We start from the raw sequence: 20495 nt of genomic DNA, 5'->3' as shown, positions 1-20495 counted from the left end.
CGGGGACCGTCCGATCAGACGGTGCCGGTCGGACCGGAGGGCCGGTCGGCGGCCTCCGCGGCGGCGTCGACCCGCCCGGCCCGCAGCAGGTCGCGGATCTCGATGAGCAGCTGCACCTCGGTGGGGTCGGCCTTGACCGGGGTCTTACGGGCGTTCAGCCGGTCGTTGACGTGCTTCATCGGGGCGACGAACACGAAGTAGACGACGGCGGCGGTGATGAGGAACGTGATCGCCGCGGTGACGATCGCCCCGATGTTGACGAACGACTCGGGCTTGCTGGAGTTGACGTAGAAGCCGAGCCCACCGGCATCGACCGAACCGATGGCGTTGATGAACGGCTGGATGAGGTTGGTCGTGATGGCGGTGACCACGGCGGTGAAGGCGGCGCCGATCACGACCGCCACGGCGAGGTCGATGACGTTGCCGCGCAGGATGAAGTCCTTGAAACCCTTGAGCATGTGCGTTCCTCGTGGCTGGGGGATGGGTGACGGCCCGCACCGATCAGGACATATCGGTCCGGGCGGGGACACCCTACCCAGACCCCGCGGCGATCATGTGAACCGGACGGTCAGCGAACCGAGGACTGCGTGCGCCGCGATGGCGTCCGCGGCCGCCGCCGGGACGGCGAGCAGGATCGTCCCCGCCCCGGAGCCCAGGCGGGCCGCGCCCGACTCCCGGGGCGCCGGCACCGTCAGCACCACCGCGTCCTCGGCGAGCACGGTCACCACGGCCGTCTCCACGCCCGTCGCCGCGTCTGCGCCGCTCGTCCCGTCCCCGACGGCCAGCACCGCCACGTGCAGACCGGGGCGCAGCAGCGCCACGACGCCGGGGTCGGGCAGGTTGACCGGTACCGCCACCCGCCCGGAACCCGGGTCCGGGCCGTCCGCCGTGACCAGCCGGGCGTCGGTGAGGATCTCGCCGCGCCGGACCGGCGCCGCCAGAACCCGGCCGGCCACCTGTTCCGGGGTCAGCGCACCGTCCGGGATCGCCACCACGGATTCCGTGCGAACCCGGGCTTCGTCCAGCACGCTGCCGACGGGGAGATCGTCGGTGGTCACGGCCACGGCCACTCCGCCGGTGGCCCGGGCCGGCAGCACGGCGAGGACCCCGCCGACCACGACCAGGACGGCGGCGAGGGCCCGCCGAACCTGACGGGGAGCCGGGCCGCCCCGGCGGCGGTCGGCCCACCGCGACCACCACCGTTGCCAGCCGCGGGCGGCGAGACCCGCGGGATCGTCGGGACCAGGAGTACGCATGCGGCGGACGCTAGAACGGCCCGACCCGGGACGGACAGCCCTGTGGACAGCTCCGCGGCCCCGCCGGGGATGTGGACAGTTCCGGGTGCTGCGGCCGGCTCAGGACAGGGTCAGGGCGAGAATGCGGTCGTCGCCGTCCCGGACGTCGCCCCGTCCGTCGGTGTTGGAGGTGGTCACCCACAGCGTGCCGTCCGGGGCCGGTTCCACGGTGCGCAGTCGCCCCCACTCGCCGGTCAGGTGCGCGATCGGCTCTCCGGTGCCGTCCGCGGTCAGCGGAATCTGCCACAGGCGCTCGCCCCTCAGCCCGGCCATCCAGACCGAACCGTCGGCCACGGCCAGGCCGCTGGGCGAGGCGTCGTCCGTCGGCCAGGCACGAGCCGGGGAGCGCTGGTCGGCGGACGTCGCGGCGCCCTCGGCGGCCGGCCCTTCCACGTCGGGCCACCCGTAGTTGCCGCCGGCCTCGACGAGGTTGAGTTCGTCCCACGTGTTCTGGCCGAACTCGGCCGCCCTCAGCCGGCCCTGGGCGTCGAAGTCCAGACCCTGCACGTTGCGGTGGCCGAGCGAGTAGACCAGAGGGGCCTCGGGGAATGGGTTGCCCGGCGCGCCGGTGCCGTCGGCGGTGACGCGCAGGATCTTGCCGCCCAGTGACTTGAGGTCCTGGGCGGCCGGCCGGTCGGAGGCGTCGCCGGTCCCGACGTACAGATAGCCGTCCGGCCCGAATCGCAGCCGGCCGCCGTTGTGGACGCCGGCCTTGGGGATGCCGGACACGACGGTGCGCTGATCGGTGAGGGTCTCGCCGCCCGGGTCACCGGCCAGGGTGACCCGGTCGATGCGGTTGTCGTCGGCGGCGGTGTAGTAGACGAACAGAGCACGGTCCTGCGCGAAGGTGGGGGAGACCGCCAGCCCGAGCAGGCCGCCCTCGCCCGCGGCGACCACCCCGTCCACCTGTCCGACCGGGATGGCTCCGCCGTCGCGGATCACGAGCACGCGGGCGTCGTCGCGTTGAGTCAGCACGGCGGCGCCGTCCGGCAGGAAACCCAGCCCCCACGGGGCGGCCAGGCCGGTCACGACCTCGCGGACGTCCGGATCGAGCGACGCCGCGGCGCCGGACGGGCCGCTGAAACCAGGGGCGCCGGTCGCCGCCGGCGGTGCGGACGTCGCGGCCAGCGTGCTCGACGAACCGGGCGTCGGTTCCGGCGTCGATCGGTCGTCGGAGCAGGCCGTCAGCAGGACGGTGGCCGCGACCGCGGTGGACACCGACCGCAGCGCGCGAAGGGTCCGGCCGGGCCGGGAGCCGGTCCGGCCGGCGGTCCGACCGGACGCCGAGGTGGCGGGCATGGGAGCGGGGGCCGAGGCGGTCACCCTCTCCACTGTGCCCGCGCCGGCGGCGGGCGAACGCCGCCCCGGGTCAGGACGAGCTGGCGGAGCTGCTGCTCGAGGACCCGGAACCGCCGGTGGACGATCCCGAGGTGGCCGCGGGCTTGCTCGCGGCGGAGGACGACGAGCCGGAGTCGGACTTCGCGTCGCCCGACTTCTTCTCGGCCGGCTTCTCCGCGGTGGTCGAGCTGGTGCCCTTGCCGCCGGACCGGGAATCGGTGCGGTAGAAGCCGCTGCCCTTGAAGACCACACCCACCGAGCCGTAGACCTTGCGCAGCTGGCCAGAGCACTCGGGGCAGGTGGTCAGCGACGCGTCACTGAACGACTGGACGGCCTCGAAGCGGTGGTCGCAGTCGGTGCAGGCGTACTGGTAGGTGGGCACGTGGTCCTTCTTCGAATCCGGGCCCGGTGGGACCGGTGCGACGGCACCGGTCGCCGGACGGGGGGATGGCGGGCAGCGCCCGCACCCGATTGGCACTCGGGCGGGGAGACTGCCAGAAACGATGATGCGCCAGCGACGCCCGCCCGCGCAAACGTCGTTCGCGTCCGCTCGGGTCGACCGACCGTCGGTCAGGTGGGCAACTCCCGGAGCCCCCCACTCGGCGTGACCACTGCGTCCACCGGACGGTCGAGGGCATCGGTGGGCACCCGGTCGAGGAACTCGTCGTCGAACACGACGGCCACGAGCCAGGGGCGGCCGTCCGCCCGGCGGGTCGGGAGGGGCGCCAGGGTGCGGTCGTAGTGACCGCCGCCCCGGCCGAGGCGGCCACCGGCGTGGTCGACGGCGAGGGCCGGGACGAGGACGACGTCGCAGGTGGCGACGGCGTCCGGCCCGAGCCGGGGTCCGGTGGGTTCGCTGATGCCGCGGCTGCCGGTCGTCACCGGGCCGTCGGCCAGGGCCCAGTCCAGGGGTGACGCACCGGTCACGATCGGCAGCAGAACGGTGACCCCGACTGCGGCGAGGTCGGCGGCGAAGGTCGGGGGTAGCGGCTCGGTCGACAGGGGTAGGTAGGCCGCGACCCGGCGACAGGGCGACAGCGCAGACGTCAGGTGGCCGGCGATGGCCGCCCGGGCGGCGTCCCGTTCGGCGGCCGGGCGCTCCCGGCGGCCGGCGGCCAGCCGCCGCCGGACCTGCGTCTTGGCGTCGGCCACGTCGTCCCCGGGCGTCGGGGTGGGTCCGCCGTCCGCGGACGGGGTCGGAGGCGAGCCGGTGTGCACCGGGCGAGGGTACGCATCGTCGGGGTGATGCCGTTGTGGTCGAGGCAACGCCGATCACGACGAACTGACGCTCCGTCACCGCCGTGGCGGGAGGGTGTGACCGGATTCAGCGACTAGGTTGGGGCACCATGAACGCTGCCCCGCGTCCGCCGGCGCGCGCCCGCGCCGTGCCTGCCGCGCCGCGGCGTCCCGACCGCACTGCGTCCGTCCGGCCTCGCGCGGAGGTGTCGGCATGAGGCCGGTCGCATCCGCCCTCGATCGGGTGCTGTCGACGGCGGTCGTCCCCGCCTCCGTCCGGGTCGCCATCACCGAGGCCCAGGGCCTGCTGTGCGCCGAGGAGGTCATCGCCTCGACCTCCCTGCCGGCGTTCGACCAGGCCGCCGTGGACGGGTATGCGGTGCGGTCGGTCGATCTGACGGTCGCGTCCGAAGGTCATCCGGTGGTGCTCCCGGTCGTGGGTGACATCGAGGCCGGCATGCGCACGCCGCACCGGTTGCAGCCGCAGCAGGCGGTCTACGTGGCCACCGGTGCGCCCATGCCGACGGTGGCCGACGCGGTGGTGCCGTTGTCGCAGACCCAGGGCACGGCGGCCCGGGTGTCCATCTCCCGGCCGGTGGTGTCCGGTCAGTTCGTCCGCCGCGCCGGCGAGGACGTCCAACCCGGTGACCTGGCCGTCCGCTCGGGGGCGTTCATCGGCGCGGCCCAGGTGGGTCTGCTCGCCGCGGTGGGGCGGGACAAGGTGCTGGTCCACCCGCGCCCCCGGGTCTCGGTGGTATCGGTCGGTGACGAACTCGTCGACGTGCAGCGCAACCCCGGGCCGGGGCAGGTCTACGACGTGAACTCGTTCGCCCTGGCCGCCGCGGCCCGGGACGCCGGTGCCGAGGCGACCCGGGTGGGCATCGCGCCGGCGGACCCGCGCAAGCTGCGCGAACTGATCGAGGCGCGCCTGCTGGTCTCCGAGGTGCTCGTCATCGCCGGGGCGGCCGGCGGCCGCAGCGCCGAGCTGGTCGTCGAGGCGTTGGGCGACCTCGGTCCGCTGGAGCTGGACCGCGTCGCCATGCAGCCGGGGTCGGCCCAGGGATACGGCCTGCTCGGCCGCGACCGGGTGCCCACCTTCCTGCTGCCGGCGAACCCGGTCTCGGCCCTGGTGGTCTTCGAGGTCATGGTCCGGCCGCTGCTGCGGATCATGCTGGGTCGCCGGAACCCATACCGTCGGACGATCACCGCCCGCACCCTGGAACCGTTGACGTCCCCGGCGGGCCGGCGCCAGTTCCTGCGCGGTCAGCTGATGCGCGACGAGGACGACTCGTACGTGGTGCACGTCCTGTCGGGCGGCAGCACCCACCTGCTGGCCTCTCTCGCGGAGGCCAACTGCCTAGTCATCGTCGACGAGGCGACCACCGACCTTCCCGTGGGCAGTGACGTCCCGGTGTCGTTCCTGGCCCAGCGGGCCTAGCCCCGCGACGCCGTCATGTCCTTCTCGACGGGCTTTCTGGGCGGCGGGTCGGGGGGCCGACACCCGGGCTGGCCCTGCGTCCTCGGTCCGGTGTCGACCCGCGCCGGGATGGTGCACGCCCGCCCACTGCGTCGGTCCGACGGCGACGCCTGGCGCACCTCCCGGCTGCGGGACGAACGGATCATCGCCCCGTGGGACGCGACCAGTGAGCTGACCTGGGCGGCCCGGCACACCCGGCCGATGTGGCACGGCCACCGGTCGCTGCTCGCCTCGGGGGCCCGCCGCGGCGAGATCGTCCCGTTGGCGATCACCGTGGGCGGTGAGTTCGCCGGGCAGGTGACGCTCGGCGGCATCCAGCGGGGGGCCCTGCGATCGGGATGGATCGGCTACTGGACCGACTCCCGGTTCCACGGCCAGGGTGTCGCGACGGCCGCGGTGGCCCTGCTGGTGGCCCATGCGTTCGGGCCGGTCGGTCTGCACCGCGTGGAGGCCACCATCGCCCCGGCGAACCGGGCCTCCCGAGCCGTGGTCGCGCACCTCGGATTCCGGCGCGAGGGGCGTCTGGAGCGGTACCTGGACATCGACGGGGCGTGGCGGGACCACCTGCTGTTCGGCCTCACGGTGGAGGAGCTGCCAGGGGGTCTCACCCAGTTGCTGAGCCGTTGGCGGGGGCCCGAGCAGACCGGCTGAAAAAGTCTTTGGGGCCGGGTGTGTCGCGGGTCCGCGTGTCCTCCCCGATCCGGTCGTTCGCCCTGATTAGCGTGGGCGCACGCGTCTGTCGTCCTGCTGTGCGGCGCTGTGGTGAGGGGGAGGTCCCGTGAACGTTCCGACGTCGATCATTCTGGTGCTGCTGGCGGTGGCCTGGCTCGTGGTGCTGGTGCCGATGGTGGCCCGCCGACGGGAGAAGGTCCATCGTTCGCCGGCGGCCGGAGCCGGGTTGCGGGTGCTGCGGCGGGCGTCGGGCACGCTGCGCCGTCCGCATCGGCGCGGCGGTGTGTCGCATCACCCCATCGAGATCCGCGAGGAGCAGGCCGTGAGCGTCGGGACCGGACCGCAGGAGCACGCGCCGGTGGATGCCGCGGAGGAGTGGGCGGCCGAGCAGGCGCAGCGGCGCCCCCGCGTCGTGACCTCGGGGCGGGAGGAGCAGCGTCCGGAGACCGATCGGCTGGCCGAGGTCGACGAGGACGAGATCCCGCGCTACCACGGCTCGACCCGGTACGAGCCCGAGGCCGTGGCGGCCGCCGACGACCAGGTCGACGAGCAGGCCCCTGTGACCGCCGAACCCCTCGCCGAGTTCGACACGGACGAGATCCCCACCGTCGAACGGCCGTCCCATCTGCAGGCCGTCGCCGAGCCGCCCGCCCCGGCGGCCCCGCTGCAGGACGAGTGGGACGAGGCCGACTGGGAGTCCTCCCGTGGCGGCGCGACCGGCCCGTCGGACTACGACCGGGTCACCGAGCACAACGACGAGGAGCTCCGTCCGGTCCCGCGGCGTGCGGGTCGCGGTGGCTTCGACCCGGACGCGGCCGAGGCCACCCGCGCCTACCGCTACCAGCAGCGGCGCCGGGTGACCCTGGCCCTGCTGATCGCCACCGTGGTGTTCGCCCTGGGTGGGGCCCTCGCGTCGTCGGTGCTGTGGTGGCCCGCGACCGTCTGCGCCCTGCTGCTGGTCGCCTACCTGGGCTACCTGCGCCGGCAGGTCACCATCGAGGCGCAGATCCGGCGTCGGCGCATGGAGAAGCTGCAGCAGGCCCGCCAGGTCCGCCCGGCCGTCGAGCTGGCCCGTGCCCGGAGCGAGCGGGAGGCGACGCTGTACCGCAACCGCCGCGTCGTGGACGTCGAGGACGACGACCCGGTGTTCGAGCACCTCGAGTACCACGAGGTGCAGCAGTACCGCCGCGCGGTCGGCGAATAAAGCCCCGGGACGCCTCCGGTGGTCGACCCGCCGGAGGTGTCCCGCCGCCACCGCTCCGTCCTGGATCCGGTGGCGTCACAGCCCTCTCGGGGCTGCTAGAGTGGTCGACGGCTTACGGAAAGATCCGCAGGTCGCGGGGCTGTAGCGCAGTTGGTAGCGCGCTTCGTTCGCATCGAAGAGGTCCGGGGTTCGATTCCCCGCAGCTCCACCCGCACGTCGAAGGGCCCGGTCTGATGACCGGGCCCTTCGTCGTTCGTCCACCGGGGATCAGAGCCTCAGGCGACCCGGGGTCTGCGGTTCGTCGATCGACGTCGGATCCGGATCAGCGGCCCCCCGGCCGCGTCGACGGGCGGGCCGCCGAGCTGGTGCGGCGGCCGGTCAACACGGCCACGACGATGAGGACTACGCCGACCGCCAGGAACGGCCATCCGCGCACATGCTGGCCGGCGATCAGGAACAGCACGCCGGCCAGGGCGATGAGCCCCCCGCCGACCACGAGAAGCAGCTGGCGATGCCTGGCCAGGTTCTGCGCCATGGTGCGCCTCCGGGGATCCGCCGCGAGCCGTGCGGGCCGCGCAGTCGAACCCAGCATGGGGTGGGGAGCCCGGGCCCGGCCCGGGGCCGGCCGAGGATCACCCGAAGAGGCTCCGCAGCGGGTGGTCAGCGTCCGGTAGTCGTCCGGCCGGCCGCATGCCGGGCGGCCTTCGGGGTGCGGAGAACGAACCGCAGCAGCAGCCCAGCCAGCAGCGCCCAGAAGGCGGCGCCGATGCCGAGGGCCGTCGTCCCGCTGGCCGCGACCAGGAAGGTGACCACCGCCGGGAGTCGGCCACCGGTCTCGTCCGACACGGTGGTCAGGGCGGAGGTCAGCGAGGCGGCCAGGGTGCCGAGCAGGGCCAGACCGGCCACGGATTCCAGGACGCCGGGTGGTGCCGCGGCCAGGAGCATCGTGAGCGACGGCACGGCCGGGGCCAGCAGGATGTAGAAGCCGCCGCCGGCGGCGGAGGCGATCCACCGCTTGGCCGGGTCCGGGTGGGCCTGGGCCGAGGCCGGCAGCGCGGCGGTGATGGCGGCCAGGTTGACGGCGTGGGTTCCGGCGGCCGCCCCCGCCACCGTGCCGAACCCGGTGAGCAGCAGCGACTCGCGCCACGGCACCTGGTACCCGGCCGCGCCGAGGACGGCCACCCCGGGCACGTTCTGGGCGGCCATCGTGACCAGGTAGAGCGGGACGGCGATGCCGATCATCGCCGCCCAGTCGAAGGTGGGGGCGGTCAGTTCCAGGGTCGGGACGCGCAGCGGGATGCTGCCCGTCGAGTGCAGGACCGAGACCACCACCAGCACCACGGCCAGCGCGAATGCGGCCGGGGCGGCCCACCGCGGCGCCCACCGTTGCAGCACCAGCCACACCACGACGACCGGGATGACCAGGGCGGGGGACACCGACATCGCGGTCACCGGTTCCAGGCACAGCGGGACCAGCACGCCGGCCAGCATGGCCTGGCCGAGCGGTGGGGGGATCGCCGCGACCGTCCGCCCGAGCCATGGCCACAGGCCGGTGAGGGCCAGCAGCGCGCCGGTGACCAGGAACGCGCCGATGGCCGCCGACCAGCCGATGCTCAGCCCGGCGGCCGAGACCAGGAGGGCCGCGCCGGGAGTCGACCAGGCCAGGGTCAGCGGCATACGGTGCCGGCGGCTCAGCCAGATCGACCCGGCGCCCTGCAGGACGCAGAGCACGGCCAGCCCGCACGCCGCCTGGGCGGTCGAGGCGCCGACCGCCTGCAGGCCGGCGACGACCACGGCGAACGAACTGGTGAACCCGACGATCGACGTGACGACGCCAACCGCCAGAGCGGCCTCGGTCTCGCGTTCCATGTACAGAACGGTAGCAGTTGCTGTTCTGCAAACAGAACATCGCGTCGTAGGGTGCAGGGGTGACCGGGCCGCGACGTGCAGACCCCGCCCCGGCCGGGGAGGCCCAGCCGCTGGCCGGGGTGATCGGTGAGCGGTTGCGGTCAGCCCGGACCGCCCGCGGCTGGTCCGTCGGCGCCCTGGCCACGGCGGCCGGGGTCGGCAAGGGCTCGCTGTCGGAGATCGAGAACGGCACCCGCAATCCGACTCTCGGCACGCTCTACGCGCTGGCCAACACCCTGGGGCTGCCGCTGTCGTGGCTGCTGGCCGAACGGGCCGGGGCGCAGGTCAGCTCACCCGGCATCACGGCCCGCCTGCTCGACACGTCCACGGTGGCCGACGCGACCGTCGAGGTGTACGCCATCGCGTTGTCCCCCGGGGAGCGGCACGTCTCCGGTGCCCACGGTCCCGGGGTCGTCGAGCACCTGCTGGTCGTCGACGGACGGGTGTCCGCCGGGGTGCGGGGCGCCGAGGTCGACGTCGACACCGGAGCGTCGACCACCTGGGTCAGCGACGACACCCACACCTACCGCGCGCTCGACGGACGGCCGGCCGACGTCGTCCTGGTCATCCGCTGGCCCGCGACCGTCGATCACCCGCCGACCCCCTGATCGGCGTGCCGGAGGTCGAAGATCGACTCGGCGCGCGGGGTGACCGGGCAGGATCGTCGCCATGATGCGCATGCGTTTCGGCGTGAACCTGCGGTCGGCGACATCCGCGGCCGAGTTCGCGGCCGACGTTCGCCGGGTCGACGAACTCGGGTTCGACATCCTCGCCGTCCCCGACCACCTGGGCACCCCGTCACCGTTCCCGCTGCTCGCCGCCGCGGCCACCGTCAGCCCACGACTGCGGCTGCGCCCGTACGTGCTGAACGCGGCCTTCCACGGCGGCGGCACCCGGACGGCGGCGCTGCTCGCCCGCGATGTCGCCACCGTCGACGCCCTGTCCGACGGGCGGGTCGAGGTCGGCATCGGCACCGGGTGGGCGCCCGCCGAGTTCCGGGCCGCCGGTATCGAGCGTCGTCCGTTCGCCGCACGCCTGGCTGACCTGGAGCGGCTCGTCGTGGACCTGCGGGCCCGGCTGGCCGATCCCGATCACAGTCCCCGTTCGCTGCAGACACCGGTCCCGATCATGGTCGGCGCGATGTCGGCCGAGGGGCTGCGGATCGCCGCCGAGCACGCCGACATCGTCGCGTTCTCCGGGCTGCGGTCGGTGCCGGGGACCAACGGGGCCCAGTTGACCTTCGTCTCGTCCGCGGACACCGCCGCGCGCGTCGCCGACGTCCGCGCCGCCCGGGGCGACCGTCCCTGCCGCTTCGACCATCTGGTGCAGATGATCGACCTGGACCCGGACCCGCGGGCCGCCGCCACCCGGGTCGCAGCCGAGATGCCCGGTCTGACCGCCGACGATCTGCTCGACACCCCGTTCGCCCTCTTCGCCCCCACCGCCGAGGCCGCGGCCGAGGAACTGCTGCGCCGGCAGCAGGTCTACGGCTTCGACGACGTCGTCACCCACCACGCCAATCTCGAGGAGATGGGCCAGATCATCGCCGCCTACGACCGGCTCGTCCCGCGCTGATCGGCCGCCCCGGCGCGACTGGGCACAACACGCCGTCTCCATCCGGATTCAGCGACCGTCTTTACCCAGTCGCGGGGTGGGGGACGGCCCGATCAGGATCGGGTGCCGACCTCGTCCGACGAGCCGGCGCGGCGCCGACGCCCGACCAGCCAGGTGGCACCCCCGACGAGCGCCGGGGCCAGCACCACCGTCGTGGCGAACAGCGCGAGGAAGGCCAGCGCGGACGCGTCCCCGGTCGGCGGACGCAGCGACAACGCACAGTCCGACGTCTGGGGCGGCGCCGGGTACTGGCCGACCTGCCACAGCTGCAGCGACTCCGACGAACGGCTGTCGGTCTCGTGGATCATCGTGCCGTTGGCCTGGATCCAGGCGGTGAGCGCGGGGCTGCTGGGGGCGTAGGCGTACCGGGTGTCCTTGGGGGAGACCAGGTACAGGTGCACCCCGCGGGCCAGCGTGGTGGGGCCGTCGCGGCCGATGGTGACCTCGCGGTCGGGCAGCGCGACCTGCCAGCGGAAACCGGACCCGGTGCCGTTCACCGGTACGCAGGCCGGGACGTTGGCGGAGATCCACTGTGACATCTGGGTGGTGCCGTCGTCCCGCTGGACCGCGTAGAACGCGCCCCACCCGACGATCCCGACGGCCAGCAGCAGACCGACCGCGCCGGCGACGACGCGCGACACCAGTCGCGGCCCGTCGGCCCGACCGGCCGGCACCTCGGGGTGCTCGCCGACGGGGCCGTCGACCGGACGCATCGAGAACAGGCTGACGCACAGCAGGGCCGCCGGCGCCGCCGCGTAGGCGGTGAGGTGCTGGTTGCCCGCCCCGAACAGGAACGAGTAGCTGAAGAACAGGTAGGTCAGCCCGCCGTAGCCGAGCAGCAGCGCGCTGTCCGGATCGGCGCGCCAGAGACCCTTGCGCAGCAGGCCCGACCGCCAGATCAGCACGAGGCCGGCGATGCCGCCGAGCAGCACCGCGCCGTATCCGCTGACGTACAGCGGCAGGGTGCGCAGGAACTGCGAGACCGGATTCCCGGACGGCAGGTTGACCCCGGTGGTGTGCACCAGGCCGAACAGCCGGCGGATGCTGAGCGTCTGGGTGTCCCAGAACCGGGCCCCGTTGCCGGTGACCGCGGCCCACAGCGGGAACGCCGTCCACACCAGCGCGCCGGTCAGCACGGCCAGCGCCTGGGTGACGATGGCCCGCCGCTCACGCTGCAGCAGCGCCGCGACGAGCGGGGCCAGCACGATGAACGCGACGGTCGCCTTGACCAGCACCCCGGTCCCGATGAGCGCGCCGAGCACCACGACCTGGGTGACTCGGGAGGCGTGGCGCAGCTTGATCGCGGTGAGGATGAATGCGGCACCGATGGCGATGGCGCCGGGCTCCATCAGCACGGTGCGGCCGAAGGCGAGCAGGAACCCGTTCGAGGCGACCAGCAGTGTGGCGACGATCGCCGCGGCCATCCGCACGGCCGGGCGGGCCCGGGAGGCGAGTTCCCGGGCGGTGATCCCGGTGAGGACGGCGGCCAGGGTGCACAGCAGCGCCCCGAGGTAGCGGTTGGCCCACAACGCGTCCAGGATCGGCGCGGTCGAGTGGCCGGTCAACCATTCCCAGGCCCCGATGGCCATGAAGTACAGCGGGGGGTGGACGGTGAGCGCGCCACCGCCGATCGAGATCGCGTTCTCGTCGACGATGTGCTGGCCGAGGGCGGTGTAGTAGGTCTCGTCGACCAGGTAGTCCGGCGACCGGTGCAGGTTGAGCAGCAGCATCGCCCCGGTGAGCACGGTCAGGGCGGCGAACACCCACACCGGGCGCGCGTCCCATCGGCTCAGCAGACGCTCCCAGGCCGCGGGGCGGCGGTCGGCCGACCGGACGGCGGTGGCGTCCTCGGGTCTGGTCATGGTCATCGGGACACCTTCTCTGCGGTCGTGCTGCTCGTCGGGGCGGGCGGCGCGGCGGCCGCGGCCGTCCGGGGCCCGGAGGGGTCGAGGGCGCCGGCCAGGTCCTGCACCGCGCGGTCCCAGGTGGCGCCGGCGGCGCGGTCCCGGCCGGCGGCGACGAGTTTCTGACGGCGGCGGGCGACCTGCGCTCCGGTCGACGGACCGGCCACCAGGGAGGTCACCGCCGCGGCCCAGGCGTCCGGGTCGTCCGGTGCGCACAGCAACGCCGCGCCCTCGGCGACCTCCCGGAACACGGGGATGTCACTGGCCACCACGGGCGTGCCCGCCGCGAACGCCTCGAGCAGCGGCAGCCCGAAACCTTCGATGAGCGAGGGGTAGACGAAGGCCGCCGCGCCGGCGTAGAGGCCGATGAGGTCGGACTCGCTGACCTTGCCGGGCTGCAGCACCCGATCGCCCAGGTCGTGCTCGGCGACGAGGTCGTCGACGTCGTCCGGCCAGCGGGGGTCGGGGGACCCGACGAGCACCAGCCGGTACTCGGCCGGCAGCCGGTCGAGGACGCGGACGAGGTGCCCGACGTTCTTGTGCGGCCGACGGGCCCCCACGTGCAGGAGATACGGCCCGTCGATGGGCAGTCCGTTGACCTCGGTCGGCGCCGGTACCTCGGCGGCGAACGCGTCACCGACGCCCCAGCGCACGACACCCACCGTCGCGCGGGCCCGCCCCAGCCGGTAGATGCGGGCGATGTCGTCGGCCGAGGCGCGGCTCGGCGTCAGCACCCGGGTCCGCCGGACGACGGCCGCCGTCAGCAGCATGTAGAGCAGGCGGGTCCGGCGGTCCGGGGCGAACCGCGGGTCGGCCTCGAGGATGCAGTCGTGGACGATCGCGAACCGCCGGGCCCGGCCGGACAGGGCCGCGCCCAGGTGGTACGGGAAGAGCGCGACATCGACCCGGGCCGCCCGCAGGGCCGCCGGCCAGCGCAGGTACTGGCTGACGGCGGTGAGCTCGTGGTCGAAGGACGCGGTGCGCACCCCGGGACGGCTCGTCAGGGCGTCGAGATCGAACCGGTCGGTGCGCTGGGTGCGGTTGGTGAACAGCACGAATTCCCAGTCCGGATGCGCCGTCGTGGCCGCGGCCAGCAGCTCGTAGGTGCTGCGGCCGATGCCGTGGTAGCGCTCGTCGAGGACGCGGGCGTCGACCCCGATGCGCAGGCCGGGGCCCGGCGTCGCGGACGGGGGGCGGGACGTCATCGGGGATTCCTCCGGTGTGGGGTGGGGCGACGGGTGGCGGGCGATCACGACGTCGGCTCCGGGGGCAGCGCGCGGACCAGGTCGAAGAACTGCCCCCGGTCGACGGTGCCGTTCCACAGCTGATCGTCGTGGGCCCAGTAGACGGACTGGAAGGAACACTCCTGGGCCAGCCGGAACGTCGTGGCCAGCAGGCCGTCGTCGCTGTCGTCGCGGTACTGGCGCTGGTACTCGGGCGAGGCCGTGTACCCGGGGTTCTCACCGGCCACCGGGAACCCGTGCTCGGCGGCGATCCGGGCGATCCAGCGGGTCGAGGACCAGCCGTCGGCGCGGTCGGCGTCCAGGGGGACGGCCCGGTCGCCGGGCTGACATCCGCTGTTGCCGCCGGAGTCGTCGCCCACCGAGGTCACGTAGGCGACCACCCGGCCGGGCGGCCCGAACCCGGCGACCAGCCGGTAGATCTCCGGCCAGTCGACGCCCTCGCCGCCCAGGCCGTCGGGCAGCCCCTGCTCGATGATCCGTTCCCGCACCGAGGGACGGATCCCCGAACCGGGGGTGAGGACCTGGAACCAGCCCTGGAAACCGTGGGCCTGCGCCATCCGCATCTGCCAGCGGGCGGTGTCGGCCAGGGACGCGAGGTACCACTGGTACCAGCGTCTGCGGTCCGGTTCCGACAGTCCGTCGCCGTCGCCCGGTCGCCAGTCCGGGAACGGGTTGGCCCGCACCGTGTCCGGCCGGGCGGCCGTGCCCAGGGCGCCGGGGGAGAACGCCCACCAGGTCCCGCCCTGCGGGTACATCAGTTCCGACCGGGACCCGCTGGAGATGCGCACCGCCCACAGGCGCGAGAAGTCGATGACCGTGGCGGCGTGGCCGATGAACGCCTCGGCGGCGGCCCGGTTGCGGGCGTCGAAGACGAAGTCGGCCTGCTCGGAACGGTTGCCGTGGTCGTCGACGAACGGTCGGTCCCGGACCCAGGACGGCGTGTAGTGGAGGCCGAGTCCGAGGGTCACCCGCAGACCCGCCCGGTGCAGCGCGTCGATCTGGTCGGTGATCTGTCGCTGGTACGACTCGTTCCACGCGCCCGGGGAGGTCTCCCAGTCCGCCCAGCGCAGCTCGACCATGCCGAGGGCCACGCCGTTGTCGGCCTCCCGGTCGGCGGTGGACGGCCGGGTGCCGAGGGTGCCGACCAGCGGCGTGCCGGGGGTCCGCGCGTCGGGGGCATGGACGGCGGTGTCGGTGGGCGTCATCGACGCGAACAGTCCGGTGACGGCCGCGGCGCCGACGGCCAGGGCGAGGACCAGGAGCACCACGAGCCGTCGCCGGCGCGCCCCGGTCCCCGGTCGGCCCGGGGGTGTGTCACGACGCAACGGTGTCCATCGTCGGGCCGGCGAAGCCCCGCCGGGTGGCCTCCCGCAGGACGAGGCGGCGGACGGTGCCGTTGTCGGCACCGAACTGGGCCTCGGGGAGGCCGGCGAGCAGGTCGAGGTGCCGTCGCAGGGGGGCGTCGGGGAGCGAGCCGAGGCTGCCGGTCAGCATCGTCCATCCGACCGACTCCACCTGCCGGCGGAGCCGCGCGGTGGTGCGCGCGTCGACGGCGCCGGTCTCGCCGGCCGTGGCCACCGCGACGGTCGCCTCGGCGGTCAGACCGTCGATCTCCACCAGGGGCCGCAGGTCGGTCGGGGCCGGGACGTCGTAGCTGTCGACGTCGACCGATCCGGTGGCGTCGACGGTGGAGAAGGCCTCCAGCGCGTTCACCAGCGGGCTGCGTTCCACCGACACCCGGGGGTCGTAGAGACCGGGGTAGGGCGAGCTCTCGTAACCGGCCTCGTACCCGCAGATGTAGACCGGCGCGCGGGACCCGGTGTCGGCGATCCACCCGAGCGACAGGTCGAGCAGGGCCACCGGCCAGCCGAGGTCGCGGATCGTGTGCACGGTGGCGACCCCGGGGCGCCCGCCGACCAGGGCGCTGGTCAGCAGGTCGGCGGCCTCCCGCGCGGACTGGACGTAGAACATGGTGTCGGCGCCGTGCAGCCGGATCGGCTCGTCGCGGGCTGTCCAGCGGGCCAGCCGGCGGGCGATGATCGAGTTGTCGACGACGTGCGTGAAGCGGACCGCCGACGTCAGCAGGTGGTGCGCGGACGTGTGTCGACCGAGCAGCCACTCGGCCATCTTCTTGGACCCGGCGTAGACGTCCGGGCTGAACGGCCGCAGCGCCTTGCCCGTGGAGGCGTGTACCAGGCGCACCCCCGGGAGCTCCCGGCACACGGCGAGCACGTTGGTGGTGCCACCGACGTTGGTCGACAGGGTTCCGGCGACGTCGACCTCGGCCAGGCTCGGATCGTGCTGGGCGGCCAGGTGGAAGATCACCGTCGGGCGGATCTCGCGGGCCAGGGTCGACAGTGCCCGCAGGTCGCGGATGTCGACGGTGCGGTACTCGACGTCGGGGCAGACCCGGACCGGGGCGGTGATCCCTCGGCTGATGCTGACGACCCGGGCCGGACGGAACTCGGCCAGGCGCCGCAACAACGCGGATCCGATGGTCCCGGTGCCGCCGGTGACCAGGACGACGGCGCCGGTGAGTACCTGGTCCACGGCCTCGTCGTCCACCGTGATGCGCCGGTCGACGATGCTGCGGAAGGTGGCCAGCTCGGCGTGCGCCTGCGGTCCGAGTGCACCGACCAGTCTGGCCGTCACCTCGCGCAGGGAGTCCTGTTCGGCCGGGGTCAGGGTGGCCCGGCCCGGGGCGACGGTCCGCTGGAGGCGGTCGATCAGCTGGGTCGGACAGGCGGACTCGCTCATCGCCGGGTCCCGGCGGCCGAGGCCGCTCCGGTCGCCGCGGTGGCCGGCGGGCCGGCGGCAGCGGGCGACGCGGAGGGTGTGACGCAGAGTGCGGGCATTGGTCCTCCCCGGTCGGAGGCGCACTGCGGCCCGGTCGGACGGGCAGGGCGCGGTCGAGCTGTGGGATCAACGCTGATCGACGGACGGACACGACGGCCCGCCTCCGGGCGGGCCACCGTGGTGGAGGGCCGCGGGAAATGGTCCTGGGAATTGGCCACCGTCGACTCCTCGGCAGCCGAGGGTTGGTGAACACAATTCGCCCGGGAAGTCGTCGAGCAGATCGATCGTAACGGCCGACGAGGTGTCCGTCGACTGTTCCGTCCGCCCGATAAAGTCACAGCCCGGAGGGCGGTGCCCGATCCGCGGGTACGGGATTCGATTGCCGACCGTGGCTGTGTCGTTTTCCCTCGTTCGGCCCAATCGCGTACCGATGGCCAATACGCAGAGTCCATCAGGGTATTGCGGAGGCAATTCCCGTCATTCGGTAATTTCGGACACCGAGTGGGTGGTTCGGGCCGGTCGTCTCAGACGGCCGACGGCGGCCATATGGGCTGCACCGCAGGCCAACTCGGCGGCCCGATGACGTGTCGTAGGAGGCGGACCGGGCCCGGTGGTGACGGCGATCACGCCATTCGCCGAACCGGCATTCGGGTGAAAAATCCACCGAACGTACTGCGCGATGCGCATGGCGTGACCCCCGTGATCGTGTCGTTATGCTCTGCGCGGTGCCCTCCGGGGAGTGTTCGGACTCATTCCGTTGATGTGCCGGACACCTGAAGGCTCTACGGTTTAGTACGTCGGCCACGTCTTTGACGATTGTGCCGTCGCGACGGGCAACGGCCGCTCGTTCTCCTTCCAGTGGACCCGGTTCGTTATTCGACGCGAAAGGACCTTCCCGCGTGTCACTCCGTTCGCACGGTCCCGTCGACGACGTGGCCGGACCGGAGCAGCGCCCGGATGTCGGTGTATCGCCGCATCCGCAGCCCGCCGCGGGTGCGGCGCGCTCGGCGTCCACCACGTCGCCGCGGACCGTGGCGGCGGCGACACCCGACCTGGCGCGGAACATGACGTTGACCGCGCTCGGCAACGCGGTCGCCCCGATCGCCGCCCTGGCCACCACGCCGATCCTGTCGTATGCGCTCGGCGTGACCGGTCGCGGTGAGCTGGCGGCGGCGACCGCGCCACTGCTGCTGGGGGTCACCGCCTCCACCTTCGGCCTGCCCGAGGCGATCATGAACCTGGTGGCCCGCCGGCCGTCGGCGCTGGTCGCCGCCATCCGGCGAGGTGCCCTGCTGATCACCCTGGCCGGCCTGATCGGGACCGCCATCGTCATCGGCTGCGCCGGCATCCTCTCGGGCGGCAGTGCCTCGGTCCAGCACCTGGTGGTGCTGGCCTCGCTCGCGTTGGTGCCGTCCCTGCTGGTGCTGGTGCTGCGCGCCGGGGCGGCGGGTCTGCACCAGTGGCGGTTGGTCGCCATGGAACAGGTCGTCGTGGCCGTCGCCCGCCTGGGCGGGGTGGCGGGGCTCGCCGTGGCCGGGGTCCTCACTCCGTTGACCGCCACGATCGTCATGGCCCTGGCCCCGGTGGTCTCCGGCATCGTCTACCTCCCGCTCATCCGCCGGCGCCGCGAACTGGTCGCCGCACTGCAACAGCGGTCGGCCGACCCGTCGGTCCCCGACGCCGCCAGGGGACGTCATCGCCCGGCGGAGTCGGAAGCGCCCTATCCGGTCCTGCTCAGTTTCGGGACCCGGGTCTGGTTCGGGTCGCTGTCGGGCGTGCTGCTCTCCCGCCTGGACCAGGTGATGGTCACGCCGCTGTCGAACGCCTACGAGCTGGGCCTCTACGTCGCGGCGGTCAACATCAGCGATGTGGCCCTGGTCCTCAACAGCGCCATGCGGGACGTCACCACCACCGCGGATGCCGCGGATCGGGACGACGACCGGCTGTCGGCGTCGGCCCGCATCTCCTTCCTCCTCTCGCTGATTCTTGGTGGGGCCCTGGCCGTGCTGCTGCCGTTCGGGCTCCCGCTGCTCTTCGGTGCCGATTTCGCGCCCGCGGTGACGCCCGGCTGGATCCTGCTCGCCGCCGTCGTCCTCATCACCCCCGGCTCGATCGCCGGGGCCGGTCTGAGTGCGCGCGGCCGACCGGAGCTGCGCACCCTGTCGCTGGCCCTGGCCTGCATCATCAATATCGGCCTGCTGTTCGCGCTCGTCCCCACGTTCGGTGCGGTCGGGGCGGCGCTCGCCACCCTGGCCGGCAACCTGGTGTGCGGGGTCAGCAACCTGCTGCTGCTCTCGCGGACCAGCCGTATCCCGCTGCGCCGCTTCCTCGGCGTCCGGCGTTCGGATCTGCGGATCATCGTCGACAAGGGGGCCGGCCTGGTGCGGTCGGTCGGTGCAAGGCGCCGGGTGAGCCACCGATGACCACCCATCCGACCTCCACGGCGGGGTCCACCGCCGCGGACCGACCGCACGGCCGCCGACGCGTCGTCATGTGGCGGGACTACTGGTTGGCCCCGTCGGAGACGTTCATCCGCGAGACCACGACCGCCCTGACCCGGTGGGAGCCGGTGCTGGTCGGCCGCCGCCAGTTCGACACCACCCTGATGACGGCGGATGTCGCGCCCTACTCCGACCGGTTCGCCGGCCGGCTGGCCAGTCGGTTGCCGGCCGGGCCCCGGGCCCGCCGCGGCTGGCGCGACGCGGTCGCCGATCCGCGGGTCGGCCTGGTGCACGCCCACTTCGGCCAGGACGGCCTGTCGGCGCTGCCGTGGGCCCGGGCCGCCGGCAAGCCCCTGATCGTCTCCATCTACGGGATGGACGTGACGTCGCTGCCCTGGCGGCGGGGGGCCGACGGACGCCGCTTCCGGGCGGGCCTGGCCGAGCTGTTCGACTACGCGTCCGCGCTCGTCCCGGTGTCGCAGTTCCTGGCCGATCGCACCGTCGAACTGGGTGCCGACCCGGCCAAGGTACGGCTGATCTACCCGGCGCTCGGGCTCGACCACCGTCCGGCCCCGGCCGGCGACGCCGTGGGGATCGTCTTCGTCGGGCGACTGGTCGAGAAGAAGGGCGTGCCCGACCTGCTGGCCGCGGTGGCCCGACTGCCCGAACCCCTGCGCTCCGTGCCGGTGACCGTCGTCGGGTACGGCCCGCTGCGGGACGAGCTGGAGCGTCAGGCGGCCGACCTGGATCTGCGGGTGACGTTCGCCGGTCGGCGGAGTTCGGCGGAGGTGGCCGAGATCCTGCGGGAGCACGCGGTGTTCTGCGGTCCCTCGCAGCGGGCGGCCAACGGTGACGCCGAGGGACTGGGCATGGTGTTCGTCGAGGCGTCGAACGCCGGTCTGCCGGTGGTCACCTACCGGCATGGCGGAGTGCCGGAGGTCGTCGCCGACGGCGAGACCGGCCTGACCGTCCCGGAAGGGGACGTGGCGGCCCTGTCCAACGCGCTGGCCCGGGTGCTGGCGGACCCGGAGTGGGGCCGACGGCTGGGCCGGGCCGGGCAGCAGCGGGTCAACCACCTGTTCGACCGGCATCGGCACGCCGCCCACCTGGAGGCGTTGTACGACGAGGTCGCCGCACCGCTGGGAGCGACCCGGTGACCGCGGTCGGGTCAGGGGTGGACGTGGTCGGAGTCACCCATTGTTTACCGCCCACCCGCGAGGTCGACGTTGACTCCGTGCTGGTCCATCCCGCACGATTGACACTGAGTGACCATGCGAATCGTCTGCGTGATGTCCATGACCGGCCCGAGGGACCATTCGAGGTCTTCCCGGCTGGGTGGGGGCCTACAGCCAGCGACGGCCAGCAG

Annotated in this window: 18 protein-coding genes and 1 tRNA gene; 8 read left to right on the top strand and 11 right to left on the bottom strand. The window is 73.5% G+C overall.

Going from position 1 to position 20495, the window contains the following annotated elements; genetic code table 11:
- Positions 1-14: 14 nt before the first annotated feature.
- The 5 genes from mscL to FDO65_RS09785 all read right to left on the bottom strand — a co-directional run bounded on the left by mscL (position 15) and on the right by FDO65_RS09785 (position 3851).
- Positions 15-458: a large conductance mechanosensitive channel protein MscL gene (gene mscL, locus FDO65_RS09805; protein WP_137449117.1), complete on the bottom strand. Its 444-nt coding sequence runs from the start codon at positions 456-458 to the stop codon at positions 15-17.
- Positions 459-551: 93 nt separating this feature from the next.
- Positions 552-1256 (bottom strand): SAF domain-containing protein, encoded by a 705-nt coding sequence (locus tag FDO65_RS23070; protein WP_137449116.1) that lies wholly within the window; start codon positions 1254-1256, stop codon positions 552-554.
- Between the two features lie 99 nt (positions 1257-1355).
- Positions 1356-2618 (bottom strand): PQQ-dependent sugar dehydrogenase, encoded by a 1263-nt coding sequence (locus FDO65_RS09795; protein ID WP_240757520.1) that lies wholly within the window; start codon positions 2616-2618, stop codon positions 1356-1358.
- A gap of 46 nt (positions 2619-2664) precedes the next feature.
- The gene (locus tag FDO65_RS09790) at positions 2665-3015 is read right to left on the bottom strand and encodes an FmdB family zinc ribbon protein (protein WP_137449115.1); all 351 of its coding nucleotides are present in this window, start codon (positions 3013-3015) and stop codon (positions 2665-2667) included.
- A 188-nt stretch (positions 3016-3203) separates the two neighbouring features.
- Positions 3204-3851, bottom strand: a complete 648-nt coding sequence (locus tag FDO65_RS09785) for a 5-formyltetrahydrofolate cyclo-ligase (RefSeq protein ID WP_205849875.1) — start codon at positions 3849-3851, stop codon at positions 3204-3206.
- Positions 3852-4083: 232 nt separating this feature from the next.
- Here FDO65_RS09785 and glp point away from each other — a divergent pair, with 232 nt between their 5' ends.
- From glp to FDO65_RS09765, 4 genes are all read left to right on the top strand, one after another.
- On the top strand, positions 4084-5307 hold the full coding sequence (glp, locus tag FDO65_RS09780) for a molybdotransferase-like divisome protein Glp (protein ID WP_137449114.1): 1224 nt from the start codon (positions 4084-4086) through the stop codon (positions 5305-5307).
- A gap of 90 nt (positions 5308-5397) precedes the next feature.
- The gene (locus FDO65_RS09775; RefSeq protein ID WP_240757519.1) at positions 5398-5997 is read left to right on the top strand and encodes a GNAT family N-acetyltransferase; all 600 of its coding nucleotides are present in this window, start codon (positions 5398-5400) and stop codon (positions 5995-5997) included.
- Between the two features lie 127 nt (positions 5998-6124).
- Positions 6125-7222: a divisome protein SepX/GlpR gene (sepX, locus tag FDO65_RS09770; protein WP_137449112.1), complete on the top strand. Its 1098-nt coding sequence runs from the start codon at positions 6125-6127 to the stop codon at positions 7220-7222.
- 135 nt (positions 7223-7357) lie between these two features.
- Positions 7358-7430: transfer RNA gene (locus FDO65_RS09765), tRNA-Ala, on the top strand.
- A gap of 114 nt (positions 7431-7544) precedes the next feature.
- Here the strand turns inward: FDO65_RS09765 and FDO65_RS09760 are convergent.
- Positions 7545-7757, bottom strand: coding sequence for a hypothetical protein (locus FDO65_RS09760; RefSeq protein ID WP_137449111.1), 213 nt, complete (start codon positions 7755-7757; stop codon positions 7545-7547).
- A 125-nt stretch (positions 7758-7882) separates the two neighbouring features.
- On the bottom strand, positions 7883-9091 hold the full coding sequence (locus FDO65_RS09755; protein WP_137449110.1) for a benzoate/H(+) symporter BenE family transporter: 1209 nt from the start codon (positions 9089-9091) through the stop codon (positions 7883-7885).
- 59 nt (positions 9092-9150) lie between these two features.
- Between FDO65_RS09755 and FDO65_RS09750 the strand changes: the two genes are divergently transcribed.
- Positions 9151-9738 (top strand): helix-turn-helix domain-containing protein, encoded by a 588-nt coding sequence (locus FDO65_RS09750; protein ID WP_240757518.1) that lies wholly within the window; start codon positions 9151-9153, stop codon positions 9736-9738.
- Positions 9739-9799: 61 nt separating this feature from the next.
- On the top strand, positions 9800-10705 hold the full coding sequence (locus FDO65_RS09745; protein WP_137449109.1) for a TIGR03621 family F420-dependent LLM class oxidoreductase: 906 nt from the start codon (positions 9800-9802) through the stop codon (positions 10703-10705).
- A 92-nt stretch (positions 10706-10797) separates the two neighbouring features.
- Here FDO65_RS09745 and FDO65_RS09740 read toward each other — a convergent pair whose 3' ends face one another.
- Genes FDO65_RS09740 through FDO65_RS09725 form a run of 4 tightly spaced genes read right to left on the bottom strand, consistent with a single transcriptional unit; the run spans position 10798 to position 16649 of the window.
- A complete protein-coding gene (locus FDO65_RS09740; protein ID WP_137449108.1) occupies positions 10798-12612 on the bottom strand; it encodes an ArnT family glycosyltransferase in 1815 nt (604 codons plus the stop codon).
- Positions 12609-13853, bottom strand: coding sequence for a glycosyltransferase family 4 protein (locus tag FDO65_RS09735; RefSeq protein WP_137449107.1), 1245 nt, complete (start codon positions 13851-13853; stop codon positions 12609-12611). The genes FDO65_RS09740 and FDO65_RS09735 overlap by 4 nt, the downstream gene beginning before the upstream one ends.
- Before the next feature lie 44 nt (positions 13854-13897).
- Positions 13898-15160 carry a hypothetical protein gene (locus tag FDO65_RS09730; RefSeq protein WP_137449106.1) on the bottom strand — a complete coding sequence of 421 codons (1263 nt, stop codon included), beginning with the start codon at positions 15158-15160 and terminating at the stop codon, positions 13898-13900.
- Between the two features lie 46 nt (positions 15161-15206).
- Complete coding sequence (locus tag FDO65_RS09725) at positions 15207-16649, bottom strand: NAD-dependent epimerase/dehydratase family protein (protein WP_137449105.1); 1443 nt, start codon at positions 16647-16649, stop codon at positions 15207-15209.
- 938 nt (positions 16650-17587) lie between these two features.
- Here FDO65_RS09725 and FDO65_RS09720 point away from each other — a divergent pair.
- Positions 17588-19111 carry an oligosaccharide flippase family protein gene (locus tag FDO65_RS09720; protein ID WP_137449104.1) on the top strand — a complete coding sequence of 508 codons (1524 nt, stop codon included), beginning with the start codon at positions 17588-17590 and terminating at the stop codon, positions 19109-19111.
- The gene (locus FDO65_RS09715; protein ID WP_137449103.1) at positions 19108-20286 is read left to right on the top strand and encodes a glycosyltransferase; all 1179 of its coding nucleotides are present in this window, start codon (positions 19108-19110) and stop codon (positions 20284-20286) included. Before FDO65_RS09720 ends, FDO65_RS09715 begins: the two co-directional genes overlap by 4 nt.
- The last annotated feature ends 209 nt before the right edge of the window (positions 20287-20495 follow it).

It is taken from the genome of Nakamurella flava, assembly GCF_005298075.1.
In the GTDB taxonomy this organism is placed as follows: Bacteria; Actinomycetota; Actinomycetes; order Mycobacteriales; family Nakamurellaceae; genus Nakamurella; species Nakamurella flava.
The sequence above is the reverse complement of the archived record's forward strand: the minus strand, read 5'-3'. Positions and strand labels throughout refer to the sequence as shown.